A 13,004-nucleotide genomic window follows, 5' to 3' on the forward strand; every position below is an offset into this window, starting at 1 on the left:
TCCTGGGGCCGATGCAGGTGTCAGACGGTGTTCGCTGGGTCGATGTCAATGAGGGTAAGCGGCGGTCGCTGCTGGCCAGCCTGCTGATCCGGGCGCCGGGTATGGTTTCCACAGATCAACTCGTGGACGAGCTGTGGGGCGACTCCGCGCCACGGACGGCGAGCACCCAGGTGCACGGATATGTGCTGCGATTGCGCCGAATGCTCGGTGATCGCGAGGGCCGATTGTTGATCACGGTGGCCGGCGGCTACCGACTCGCGCTCGCCGACCACGAGATCGACGCCAAGCTGTTCGAATCCCGGATGAACCAGGGACACGAGAATCTGCGTGCCGGACAACCGGAGCGCGCCGGGGAGTTGCTGCGCGAGGCACTGGCGCTGTGGCGCGGACCCGCGCTGTGCGATGTCATGCCGTCGGCGCCGGTCGAGGCCGAGGCGAACCGGCTGGCCGAGGCTCGGCTGGTGGCGCTGGAAGCACGGTTCGCGGCGGACATCGAGTGCGGCCGGCACGCCACCCTGATCGGCGAGCTGCACGGCCACGTCGAGGAGAACCCGCTGCGCGAACAGCCGTGGGGGCAGCTCATGCTCGCGCTCTACCGGGACGGCCGCCAGTCCGAGGCCCTGCGGGCGTTTCGACGGGTGCGTGACCGGCTGGTCGATGAGCTCGGCACCGAACCCTGCCAGGCGTTGCGGGAGTTGCACCAGCGGATCCTCGCCGGTGACCCGGCGCTGGGCGCGAGTGCGGTCGAGCGTGTCCCGCCCAGCTCGGTTCCCCTTGTCTGCCAGCTGCCGGCGGGGGTGCCCGACTTCATCGGACGGGATGAGCAGGCCGACATCGCCGCGACCCTGGCACGGCGAACGCCGGACGGGCCGCCACCGGTGGTCGTCGTCTTCGGCGGCCCGGGGACCGGCAAGTCGACCCTGGCGTTGCACGCCGCCCGGAGTTCGGCACCCGACTTTCCGCATGGCCAGCTCTACCTTGACCTGACCGGCACCTCGCGGGAGCCGAGGGAGCCGGCCGTGATGATCGCCGAGATGCTGCACGCGCTCGGCGTGTCGGGGTCGGCGGTTCCCGACGGCCTGCACGCCAGGGCGGCGCTCTACCGGACCCTGTTGGCGGATCGGCGAATGCTGATCGTGCTCGATGACGCGGGGCACACCGACCAGGTCCGCTGGCTGACACCGCCGACCGGGAACAGCGCCGTGCTCGTCACCAGCCGCAGCCTGCTCACCGACCTACCTGGCGCCCGGCACATCGAGTTGGACGTGCTGCGGCCCTCGCAGGCACTGGAGTTGCTCACCCGCATCGTCGGGCCGGACCGGGTCGGCAGGGAACCGGAGGACGCCGCGGCCATCGTCGACTCGTGTGGGCACCTTCCGCTGGCCATCCGGATCGCGGCGGGCAAGCTGGTCGGCCGGCCGGCATGGTCGCTGCGCGTGCAGCGGGAGCGGCTGGAGGACGAGTCGCGCCGGCTGTCGGAGCTGCGGTTGGGTGATCTCGGTGTGCGGGCCAGCTTCGACCTGAGCACGCGCCTGTTGCCCGAACCGGCGGTTCGGGCCTTTCGGCTGCTGGGACTGCTCGGCGCGCGCACGTTTCCCGGCTGGGTGATCGATCCGCTGCTGGGCCGCGACCACGCCGACCCCGTGCTCGACGCCCTGGTCGACGCCAACCTCGTCCGGCTGACCTGCACCGATACCGAGGGGCAGCCGTGGTACCGGTTGCACGACCTGCTGCGTACGTACGCGGTCGACGGCGCCGAGACGATTCCGGAGCGGGACCGCCGCGATGCCATGGAGCGGCTGTTGAGCACGGTGATCGACCTGGCCACCCTGGCCGTCGACCGCCTGCCGCCCAGCCTGTTCCGGCCACCACCCGGGGTGGCGCTACGGTGGCGGCTCGCCGACGATCTCGCGCAGCGGCTCATCAGCGCGCCGCTGAACTGGTTCGATGCCAACCGGGAGCTGCTGGCTGGAAGCGTCGGCTTCGCCAGGACCTGGGGCCTGACGGACCTGGCCTGGCAGGTGGCCGTGGCCGCGGTGCCCTACTACGACCACCGCGGCCTGTACGAGGACTGGCGCGGTGGCCACCAGCTGGCCCTGCGCGCGGTGCACGGCACCGGCAGCCACAGCGGGGAGGCGACGTTGTTGCGTGGCCTGGCCCAGGTGCAGATCTACGGCGACGACTACGACAGCGCCACCGCGAACGCCACCCGGTCGCTCGAGCTGTTCCAGCGGCTCGGCGACAAGCGGGGCGAAGGGTTGGCGGTGGCGGCGCTCGGCACCATCCACCGCGTGCTCGGGCGTGGCCAGCAGGCGCTCGACTGCGCCAGACAGGCGCTTGACCTGGTGACGGCGGCCGGTGACCAGCCGACCGAGACACAGCTCAAGTGCGCGATCGGCTCGATCCTGTTCATGGAGGGTCGGCACGAACAGGCCAGGACGTGGTTCGACGAGGCACTGGACCAGTGCCGGCGGCTTGGCGACCGGCACCGGGAGGCGGTCGTCCTGCGCCAGGCGAGCCCGCTGTATGACAGTTGCGGTGAGACCGACCGCGCGGACCGCTGTCTGCAGCGCGCGGTGGACATCTTCACCAGTCTCGATGACGACCGGTGCATCTCCTACACGCTGGCCACCTGGGGCGGCATCCACGCCGCGCGCGGCGACGGCCGGCGCGCGATCGGCCCGCTCACCCGAGCCGCGGACATCTTTCGCCGCAACGGCTCGCGGACGGACGAGGCGAAATGCTGGGAGCTCCTCGGTGAACTGGCACTCGCCCGCCGGGACGCCCCCGAGGCACGCCGGCTGCTGACGCTGGCACACGATCTGTGGAACTCCTTCGGCGGCGCCGACCACGTCGGCCGGGTGAGTGCGAAGCTGGCCGAACTTCGGGAACTCGAGGGTGATGTAGGTACTGTGTAGTGGCGATATAGCCATGGGGTGAATAAATGTCGGCGGTGGTCGTTCAGATATGCCGCCGCCCAATTTCCGAACAATTCATCCCATCGGAGCATCAGTATGAGAATCGGGAAAAACCGGGCGAACTTGTCCGGACTACTCCGTCGTACCGGTGTCATCGCCGCCTCGCTGGCGATGGCCGCGGGCATGACGGTGGCCTTCGCGCCGTCGGCCGCGGCCGTGACGAGCAGGTGTGATGCCGGCGACATGTGCTGGCACTACAACTCGGCGCAGAACGGGTACAACGCCACGTACGGCCGGGCGACCAACCTCGCCAGCGCGAACCCGAACGTGAACGGCGGTACGAACTACTACTTCATCGCCGACCAGTGGGGGAGCGCCGGCGCGGGACAGAATGTCTGGAACAACGCCGGTGGCGCCCGCAACCGACACACGACCCGGATCATGTGTTCGTACGTGAACAGCAACTACGGCGGCGCGCAGGACGCGATCGGCGCGCGGACCGGTCGGACGCTGAACTTCACCTACAACAACAACGCCTCCATGGCGTGGTGCGGCTGACCTGCCGCTGTCCGTGTCCGGTGGCCGCCGGGTCCGGCCCGGCGGCCACCGTTGGGGTTTCCTGAATCTGGGAGTACGTGCACATGCGATCCGGTGGAATATTTCTCGTGGTGGCCGTCATGGTCGTCACGGGATGCGGTACGAACGAGAAAACGTCAGTTCCCCCAGTGGACGACATGGCCGCGGAACTGGTGATGCCGATCGCGGCCTACATGCCGACCGAGGACGAGTACACGAAACTGCAGCGGACGCACGGAATCATCGTCCAGCGGTGTATGGCGGAAAAGGGATTCGACTGGGAGCCGCCGGCGCCGCGCACCGGCGACGCGTTCGGGCGGCAGGTGAGTCGACGCTACCGCTATGTGCTGGACCGGGACATCGCGGCCGAGTTCGGTTACCACCTGGTGGGCGCGGCCGAGGCGGATCAGCAGGCGGAACCACTGGCGGACGCGGAGGCGCGGGCGCTGGCCGGCGACGACGAGGAGTTCCGCGAGGAGTCCGGCGGCTGCACGGGGGCGGCGATCGAGAGGATCGCCGACGGTATGGAGTACGTCGAGGCGGGCGGCCTCAACCTCCCGTATCCGGTCTATGAGGTGAACGTCGACTCCTACGCGCGGTCACAGCGGGATCCCCTGGTGCGGACCGCGCTGGACGAATGGGTCGCGTGCATGGCCGAACGAGGCTACGAGGTGCCTGACCCCGTGGAGTACCTGCCGCCGGAGTTGGACATCGACTCGCCGGAGCCGTCGACGACCGAGATCGACATGGCGTTGTGGGACGTGCGGTGCCAGGAGCGTACCGACATCGTCGACGTGTGGTTCGCCGTCGAGTCGCGGATCCAACAGCGGCTGCTCGACGAGCGCGCGGCGGTCTTCGCGCAGATCGAACGGGAGAACGCCGAGTTGCGCCTGCGGTCGGCTGAGATTCTCGAGAGCGCCGGCTAACGCGGCTCGAGGCGGATGCGGATCGCGGTGTTGGCCTCCACGTCGTCGCGGCTGTAGTAGAGCGGGAACATCCGGTCGGCCGACCACGGGACGAACAGGTTCTCGTAGAAGGGGCTCTCCGGGTCGCCGGACTGGCCGGGGTTGTTCATCGCGAGCGCGTCGTCCCAGTTGCCCGGCTCGGCGATGAAGCGCCAGGACGCGCCCTCGTCGCCGACGGTGTCGTTGACCGGGCCCTTCTCCCGGGGCTCGATGTCGATGGTCTCCCTGGTGTCCTGGTCGACCAGGCCGGACAGCGGGTGGATCAGCTCCTGGCGGTTGTAGTGCCCGTAGCGCCAGGCGTCCTGGTCGCCACCCTGGTCCTCGGTCAGCTTGCGCACGGCGGCGGCCAGGCTCGACACGACGGCCGCGTCCCGCACGGCGACCGCGTCGCCGGCGAACCACTTCTCCGGGTGCTGCACCATATCGACGGTGACGGTGCTCGCCGGGCGCTCGATCGCCTCCACCGCGGCCGGGTCGTCGACCGCCGCCGCCAGCAGCGCCTGGCCGAGGAAGCCGTCGTCGGTGCCGGGCGCCCCGTGCAGGTCGGTCCACACGTCGAAGATCGCCGCGGCGGCGGAGTCGAGCGACATCTCGTGGTCCCAGTCGCGCAGGAGGTCCAACGCCCGCCGCACGTCCGGGTCCTCGGCGCGCACGCCGGCGATGGCGTCGGTGATCAGCCGGCCGGGGATGGACACGTGGTCGGTCTGCAGCGCGAGCATCGACTCCTGGGTGGCCTGGTCCATCTCGGCCAGTACCTCCCTGGTGCGCGTGGCCCGCCACGGGGCGGCCGCCTCGAAGCCGATCCTGCGGTTGACGTACTCGGGCAGCGGACCGGTCTCGTGCTCGTCGAACAGCCGGGACTCGTTGTTGGTCTGCAGCCAGCCGCGGTCGGGGTTGTGGCTGACCGGCAGCTTGTCCTGGTCGTAGTAGCCGTGCCACTCGTAGCGGCCGTCGCCGGGCACCGGCAGCAGCCCGTCCCAGTTACGCCGGATCGGCGTGTGGCCAGCCGGCTTCCAGCCGATGCCGCCCTGCGCGTCGGCGTACTGGAGGTTCTCGCCAGGGGCGCCCCAGCGGTCGAGCGAGTCCAGGAAGCCGGGCCAGTCGGCGTCGCGCATGTACTCGATGCTGGCGAAGTAGGCGCTGGCCCCCGGCCCGCTCCACACCGTGCGCACGCCGAAGGCCACCTGGCGGGCAGGGTCCTCGTAGATCACCGGCCCGTGCTTGGTGAACTTCAGCTCGACGGTCTCGGTGCCGCCGCCGCGCACCCGGACCCGCTCGGTCCGCACGTCCATCGGCACCCAGCGGCCGCGGTAGCGGTACTCGTCCGGCCTGCCCGGCCGGGTCCGGTAGACGTAGAGGTCCTCCTGGTCGATGTCGAAGACCGTCAGCCCGAACGCGATGTCCTGGTTGTGGCCGAGCGAGACGCCGGGCAGTCCCGGCTCGCCCGCGCCGATCACGTCGATGCCCGGCGCGTTGAGGTGGGTGACGTAGCGCAGCGAGGGCACCGCCTGGGTCCGGTGCGGGTCGCTGGCGATCAGCGGTCCGTCGACCGCGGTGCGCTCCGGGGAGACCGCGAACGAGTTCGAGCCCTCCTCGTCGGCGCCGGCGATGTGGTCGCCGGGGAGGGTGCCGGCCTGGTCCTGGGTGGTCTGGTCGGCGGGGCGCACCGGTCGCCCGCCGATCGCCGGCTCGCCGTAGCCACCGAGCGCGGCCTGGTTCTCGGCGGAGAAGGTGACGCCCCTGGTGGCCAGGCGGTAGACCGCCAGCAGGTCCTCGGCGTTCGCCGGCAGCAGGTCGAGGTCGAGGCCCGGGGGAATCCGGGTCTGCCAGCCGGCGTCGAGCGGCTGGCGGATGTGCTCGTAGTCCATGCCGATGTCGCGTGCCATGTAGGCCCGGTCGACCTCGCTGGTCAGGTTGCCGACCAGCGCGTGGCTGCGCAGCCGCACGACGTCCTCGGCGGCCCACCGGGACGGTTGGTAGCGCAGGAACTCGAACTCCCACGGCAGCAGCTCGTCGTGCTGGCCGGCGAGGTCGATGTAGGCGTTGATGCCGGCGGTGTAGGACTCCGCGAGCCGCCTGGCGTCATCGCCGTAGGCGGCCCACTCGCGGTCGATGTCGCCGCGGTAGGAGAACATCCGGTTGGCCCGGTCCTGTTCGACGTAGGCCGGGCCGAGCACCTCGGCGAGCTGGCCGAGTCCCTTGCGTTTCCACAGGTCGATCTGCCAGAGCCGGTCGCGGGCCGCGTTGAACCCCTGGGCGAAGTAGGCGTCGTAGTGCTCGCCGGCGTAGATGTGCGGGACGCCGTTGTCGTCGACCAGGATGTCGACCGGCTCGTTGAGCCCGTCGACGGTGTGGACCTGGGTCGCCGCCGCGGTGGCGGTGTCGGTCGAGAGGGTGGTGACCATGGTCGCCGCCACCATCCCGGTCAGCGTCAGCGCCTGCCACCTGCGTGCCGTCCAAGATCCCATACCACTGTTCGTACCACACCGGGCGTAGGGTCCGATCGTGACCGAGACCAGAACACTGACCAGCACACTGCGCACCGACGGCGCCGAGATCACCTACGACGTGCACGGCGCGCCGGCGGACGGCCGGCCGCCGCTGCTCATGCTCGGGCAGCCGATGGAGGCCGCCGGCTTCACCGCGCTCGCGTCGCACTTCCCGGACCGGACGGTGGTCACCTACGACCCGCGCGGTCTCGGCCGCAGCACCCGGGACGACGGCCGGCTCGACAACACCCCCACGCGGCAGGCCGAAGACGTGCACGCGGTCATCGGCGCGGTGGGCGGCGGCCCGGTCGAGGTGTTCGGCAGCAGCGGTGGCGCGGTCGCCGGGCTCGCGCTGGTCACCGCCTACCCCGGCGACGTGACCACGCTGGTTGCCCACGAGCCGCCGCTCATCCCGGTGCTGCCCGACGCCGAGGCCGCCACGCGGGCCAGGGCGGCGATCACCGAGACCTACCGCGCCGGCGGCATGGGCGCCGGCATGGCCGCGTTCATCGCCATGACCGGGTGGACCGGCGAGTTCACCGACGAGTACTTCGCCAAGCCGGCACCGGATCCGGCCGCGTTCGGCCTGCCGGCCGAGGACGACGGCACCCGCGACGACCCGCTGCTGTCCGACCACTCGTGGGCGGTCTCCAGCTACCGGCTCGACGTCGCGGCGCTGACCTCGGCGCCGACCAGGATCGTCATCGCGGTGGGGGAGGAGACCGGCGACACCTTCACCGGCCGCACCGCCCTTGGCGCCGCCGCGCTGCTCGGCCAGGAGGCCACCGTCTTTCCCAGCCACCACGGCGGTTTCCTCGGCGGCGAGTACGGCTACGCCGGCAAGCCGGCGGAGTTCGCCGCGAAGCTCCGCGAGGTGCTCGCGCGGTAGCCCACCATGATCACTTCCGTTGGCCGGAGCGTCATCCGCTGTTCTTCCTAGCTCTCTAGGGTCGGCGGCGTGACAGCCGTCATCGACAGGCCAGTGGCCGCCGACGAGCCGAGCAGGTGGTCCTACACACCGACCCGGCTGCGGCTGTTCATGGTGGTGGGCGTGGTCGCCGCGGCGGCGGTGCTCACCGTCACCAGCCTGTCGATGTCCCGGGCGCAGGACCAGGTGCGCACGATCGGCGACTCCGCCGCACCGAGGGCGGCCACCGCGTCGGACCTGTACTTCGCGCTCAGCGACATGGACGCCCAGGTGGCCCGCCTGGTGCTCATCGGCAACGCCGAGACCCAGGCCGGCAACCGGATCGACGCGCTGACCACCTACGGCCAGCGCAGCCGCCAGATCGACGCGGATCTGGAGCACCTGCTGACCACCACGAACACCGCGCGGGACCGTCAGGTCGTCACCGCGTTGCTCAACGATCTCGCGGTGTACCGGCAGTGGACGTGGCAGGCGATGGCGATCGTCTGGCAGACGCCGCCCGGGCCGACGGGACCGCCGCCACCGACGGCGCTCGGCTACTACACCCAGGCGACCAACGTGGTGCACCACGACCTGCTGCCCGGCGCGGAGCGCCTGCGGGACGCCAGCCAGGCCAGCCTCGAGCGGGCCTACGCGCAGCAGCGGACGACCGGGGTGTGGGGAACCGTCGCGGTCATCGCGCTCGGCGGTGCCCTCGCGATCTTCCTGACCGGGCTGCAGGTCTGGCTGAGACGGCGGTTCCGCAGGCGGTTCAACCCCGCCCTGTTCACCGGCACGCTGCTCACGATCGGGCTGGTCGTCGCGGCCGTGTCGGTCCTCGCGGTCGAGGAGAACCGGCTCACCACCGCCCACCGGGACAGCTTCGGCCCGTTTCTCGCGCTGTCGAAGGCTCAGGCGATCAGCTACGACGCCGCGGCCGACACCAGCAGGTACCTGCTCAGCGAGCGGTTACCGGCCTACCGTGAGGACTTCGGCCGCAAGTCGGCCTGCCTGCTCGGCGACGGCTCCTGTCCCGACGGCGATCGGACCGACGGCGGGCTGGCGAGCCTCGCCGCCGACGAGGTGGCCGACCGGTGGGCCGGCTACCGGCGCACCCACGACAGCGTCCTCGCGCTCGCCGACTCCGGGCGGACCATCGAGGCGGTGGACGCGCTCACCGGCATCAGCCGGGGCGAGGCCGCCTTCGACTTCTTCTACTTCGACACCGCGGTCAGCCAGCTCACCGAGGGCCACCGGCAGGCGTCGGCCGCGGCCTTCCGGAACGCACAGGGGCTGCTGACGGGGTGGACCGTGGTGCCGATCGTGCCGATGGGCATCGTGCTGCTGCTCATCCCCGTCGGGGTGTGGCCGCGCCTGTCCGAGTACCGCTGATCAGACGGGAGACCACAGGTGACATTCCGACGGCTCGCGGTCGTGTTGTCGGTGGTGGCCGGCGTACTCGCCGGCTGCGCCGAGCCCGCGTCCGGCCCGACCGGTGCCGTCGCCGAGGTCCAGTGCGCGAGCGGGTCCATCGCGGCACAGGGTTCCTCCGCGCAGGCCAACGCGATCAACACGTGGATCAAGACCTTCCAGGCCGCCTGCGCCGACGCCACGATCGAGTACCAGAGCAGCGGGTCGGGGGCGGGCCTGCGGGCCTTCATCGCGGGCACCGGCGACTTCGCCGGCTCGGACGCGGAACTGGCGGCCGGCGACCAGCCGAAGGCCGACGCCCGCTGCGCCACCGGCCCGGCCATCCACCTGCCGATGGTCGTCGGCCCGATCGCGCTGGCCTACACCATCGCGGGGGTCGACGACCTGAGGCTGTCCTCGGCGACCATCGCCAGGATCTTCGCCGGCCGGGTGACCACCTGGGACGACCCGGCCATCGTCGAGGAGAACCCCGGCACGGCACTGCCGCCGACACCGATCCGCACCATCCATCGCTCGGACGGTTCGGGTACCACCGACAGTTTCACCAGGTTCCTCGTGGCGACCGCGGCCGGGGACTGGCCGTTCGACAGCGGGACGGACTGGCCGGCTCCCGGTGGCACGGCGGGAAAGGGCAACGGCGGGGTGGCCGCCGCGGTCGCTCAGACCAACGGCGCGATCGGCTACCTGGAGGCGTCCTACGCCCAGGCGCTCAACCTCCGGACCGCGAGGATCGGCAGCGGGTCCGGCGAGTACGTCGAGCTGAGCACCGCAGCGGCCGCGCGGGCCGTGGCGGACGCGGACATCGTGGGCACGGGCAACGACCTGCGGCTGCGAATCGCCTACAACGGTACGGCTGACGGGCGGTATCCGATCGTGCTGGTGACCTACGAGGTGGTGTGCGAGCGGGGCACCCGGCCGGCGTCGCTCGACCTGGTGCGCGCCTTCCTGACCTACGCGGCGAGCGAGGACGGCCAGCTGGCCGCGACCCGGCTGGGCTACAGCCCACTGCCAGAACAGATCCGCACCCGGGTCACGGCCGCCGTCGCCGCGCTGGCCTGACCTCCGCTCAGCCGTTGTCGTCCCAGCGCACGTGCAGGGTGCCGGGGCCGCGGAACTTCCAGCCGTGCGGCCGGCTCGGATGGTCCTCGTCCAGCCGGGGTGTGCGCAGGTGCGCGAGCAGGACCCGCAACGTGGTGGTGACGATCGCGGGCACGACCGACGCCGCCAGACAGCGGTGCCGGCCGTAGCCGAGTCCGGCGTTGGGCTTGGCCGGCCGGTCGATGTCGAACCGGTCGGGGTCCCGGTAGACCGCCGGGTCCCGGTTGGCCGAGGCCACGGCCGCGGCGATGACGGCGCCGGCGGGCAGCTCCCGGCCGCCGAGGACGACGGGCCGGGTGGTGATCCGGCCCAGGGTGCCGATCGGTGGGCAGAACCGCAGTCCTTCGCGCACGGCGTCGCGAATCCGGCGGGGATCGGCCTGGACGAGCCGGAACTGCTCTGGCTGGTTCAGCAGCGCCAGCAGCGTCGACCCGGCCGCGGCGGCCGGCTCGACGAAGGTGCTCATGATGTTGAGGAACGTCGGCACGATGTCCTCCGGCGACCGGCTCGCCCCCGCCGGGCACGCGGTGTGCGCGAGGTGGGACACCAGCGAGTCGTCCTGCTCCGTGCCGGCGCGGTCGAGCAGGCTGGTGGCGATGGCGGACAGTTCCGTGGCGGTGGTCTCGCCCCGTCGGCGCCGGTCGAGGTCGCCCGTCGGATTGTCGAACCCGTCGAGCATGGCCTCCGACCACCGGACGAGGGTGGGCGGGTCGATGCCGGTCAGCCCGAACAGCCGGCCGAGCGCGGCGGCGGCGACCGGCTTGAAGTACGCCGCCATCAGCTCGGCGCCGCCGCCGTCCGCCAGCGCGCCGGCATAGCCGGCGGCGAGCTCCCCGGTCTGCTCGACGATCCGGGGAACCATCTCGGGGGAGAAGTGGTCGTCCAGGCTGGCCCGCAGCTCGGCGTGCTGGTCGCCCTCGGTGGCCAGCATGGTCTGCTGGCCGCAGAGCCGGGCGACCGGCGACGGGTAGGCGGTGACGAAGGTCTGCGGGCTGGACAACACCCGGCGCACGTCCGACCAGCGGGTCACCAGCCACAGGTCCAGCGCCGGCACCCAGGCGACCGGCTCGTGCTGGCGAAGGCGCGCGTAGACGGGATAGGGGTCGGACTCGAGCCGCCCGACGTCGATGGCGTTCTCCACAGTGGACATTGACTTAGTGGACATTGACTCAGCGGACATGTGCTCAGTGGACATTGGCTCAGTGGCCGACCGCGGTCGACGTCTGGGCGGCCCGCGGTACCGATCCACCGCGGAGCACGTCCACTTCGGTGCGCAGGTCCCGCAGGAGCATCTCGGCGATGTCCCGGCTGAACCCGTTGCGGATGACCATGCGGATCACCGCCACGTGTTCCAGGTCCGGTGCCAGGTGGTAGGCGGGCACTTCCCAGCCGTACCGGCGCAGCCGGTCGGCGAGGTCGAAGACCGTCATGGCCTCCTCGTCCGCGCGCACCCGCAGGGTCACCACCGGCAGGTCGGTCCCGTCGGAGATCAGCTCGATACCGGGCAGTTGCGCGACCCCCGCGCCGAGGAAGGTCGCCACGTTCCGGCATTCCTGTTGCACGGCTCGGTATCCATCGAACCCGAGGCGCAGGAAGTTGTAGTACTGGGCGACCACCGGCGCCCCGGACCGGGAGAAGTTCAGCGTGAACGTCGGCACGCTGCCGCCGAGCAGTCCACAGTCGAAGATCAGGTCCTGGGGCAGGAACTCCGGGTCCTGCCAGATGATCCAGCCGACGCCGGGATAGGTCAGGCCGAACTTGTGCCCGGACGCGTTGATCGACGCCACCCGGCGCAACCGGAAGTCCCACACCCGGTCGGGTTCCAGGAACGGGGTGACGAAGCCGCCGACGGCCGCGTCGACATGCACCCGGATGTCCAGGTCCCGGTCGGCCTGCAGGCGGTCGAGGGCGGCCACGATGTCGGCGACCGGATCGTAGGTGCCGGTCGCGCTGGAGCCGAGGATCCCGACCACGCCGATGGTGTTCTCGTCGCAGCGGGCGACCACGTCGGCCGGACTGATCGCGTACCCCGGCTCCGTGATGGGCACGTAGCGCGGCTCGACGTCCCAGTAGCGGCAGAACTTCGGCCAACAGGTGTGCACGGCGCTGGACAGCACGATGTTGGGCCGGTCGGTGGCCGCGCCCGCGGCCCGCCGCTGGTCCCGCCAGCGGAACTTCATCGCCAGTCCGGCCAGCATCACCGCCTCGCTGGAACCGCCGGTGGAGCAGCCGATGCTCTTGCGGTCCGGGTCGTTCCACAGATGGTCCAGAATGTTCACACAGCGGGCTTCCAGCTCCGCGGTCTGCGGATACTGGTCGTGGTCCATCAGGTTGCGGTCAAGGGTCTCGGCGATCAGCGCCTGCGCCTGCGGTTCCATCCAGGTCGTGCAGTAGGTGGCCAGGTTGAGCCGGGAGTTGCCGTCCAGGATGAGCCCGTCGCGGACCAGTGCCGCCGCCGCGTCCGGTGCCATCGGCTGCTGCGGCAGCATGAACCGCGGCAGCCCTCCTTCCGGGACCAGTCCACTGTAGAGCGGGTTGACTCCCAATGCCGCGTACTGGTCGTGGTGTACCTGCTTGAGCATGTCGTCGATAAGACACCGGACGCATTCATGATCACATC

The 13,004-nt window shown here is 71.0% G+C and carries 9 protein-coding genes; 6 read left to right on the plus strand and 3 right to left on the minus strand.

Translation table 11 applies throughout. From position 1 onward, the window contains the following. The first annotated feature begins 11 nt into the window (after positions 1 to 11). From ACYVIP_RS41705 to ACYVIP_RS41715, 3 genes are all read left to right on the plus strand, one after another. Complete coding sequence (locus ACYVIP_RS41705) at positions 12 to 2,918, plus strand: AfsR/SARP family transcriptional regulator (RefSeq protein ID WP_460406629.1); 2,907 nt, start codon at positions 12 to 14, stop codon at positions 2,916 to 2,918. 96 nt (positions 2,919 to 3,014) lie between these two features. Beyond that, entirely contained in the window at positions 3,015 to 3,476 is a 462-nt protein-coding gene (locus tag ACYVIP_RS41710; protein ID WP_460406630.1) for a hypothetical protein, read from the plus strand. Positions 3,477 to 3,652: 176 nt separating this feature from the next. After that, positions 3,653 to 4,420, plus strand: coding sequence for a hypothetical protein (locus ACYVIP_RS41715; RefSeq protein ID WP_460406631.1), 768 nt, complete (start codon positions 3,653 to 3,655; stop codon positions 4,418 to 4,420). On the opposite strand, the gene ACYVIP_RS41720 is transcribed toward ACYVIP_RS41715, so the two are convergent. After that, positions 4,417 to 6,927 (minus strand): penicillin acylase family protein, encoded by a 2,511-nt coding sequence (locus tag ACYVIP_RS41720; protein WP_460406632.1) that lies wholly within the window; start codon positions 6,925 to 6,927, stop codon positions 4,417 to 4,419. The genes ACYVIP_RS41715 and ACYVIP_RS41720 overlap by 4 nt on opposite strands. Before the next feature lie 37 nt (positions 6,928 to 6,964). Here ACYVIP_RS41720 and ACYVIP_RS41725 point away from each other — a divergent pair, with 37 nt between their 5' ends. From ACYVIP_RS41725 to pstS, 3 genes are all read left to right on the plus strand, one after another. Further along, positions 6,965 to 7,837 carry an alpha/beta fold hydrolase gene (locus ACYVIP_RS41725; RefSeq protein ID WP_460406633.1) on the plus strand — a complete coding sequence of 291 codons (873 nt, stop codon included), beginning with the start codon at positions 6,965 to 6,967 and terminating at the stop codon, positions 7,835 to 7,837. 69 nt (positions 7,838 to 7,906) lie between these two features. Then, entirely contained in the window at positions 7,907 to 9,247 is a 1,341-nt protein-coding gene (locus ACYVIP_RS41730; protein ID WP_460406634.1) for a hypothetical protein, read from the plus strand. 18 nt (positions 9,248 to 9,265) lie between these two features. Next, on the plus strand, positions 9,266 to 10,345 hold the full coding sequence (pstS, locus tag ACYVIP_RS41735) for a phosphate ABC transporter substrate-binding protein PstS (RefSeq protein WP_460406635.1): 1,080 nt from the start codon (positions 9,266 to 9,268) through the stop codon (positions 10,343 to 10,345). 7 nt (positions 10,346 to 10,352) lie between these two features. Here pstS and ACYVIP_RS41740 read toward each other — a convergent pair whose 3' ends face one another. Together ACYVIP_RS41740 and ACYVIP_RS41745 are read right to left on the minus strand one after the other, a co-directional pair. Then, positions 10,353 to 11,549, minus strand: a complete 1,197-nt coding sequence (locus ACYVIP_RS41740; RefSeq protein WP_460406636.1) for a cytochrome P450 — start codon at positions 11,547 to 11,549, stop codon at positions 10,353 to 10,355. A 34-nt stretch (positions 11,550 to 11,583) separates the two neighbouring features. Further along, positions 11,584 to 12,966, minus strand: a complete 1,383-nt coding sequence (locus ACYVIP_RS41745) for a glutamate decarboxylase (RefSeq protein ID WP_460406637.1) — start codon at positions 12,964 to 12,966, stop codon at positions 11,584 to 11,586. Positions 12,967 to 13,004 lie beyond the last annotated feature (38 nt).

The sequence above is a fragment of the Actinophytocola sediminis genome (assembly GCF_054779715.1).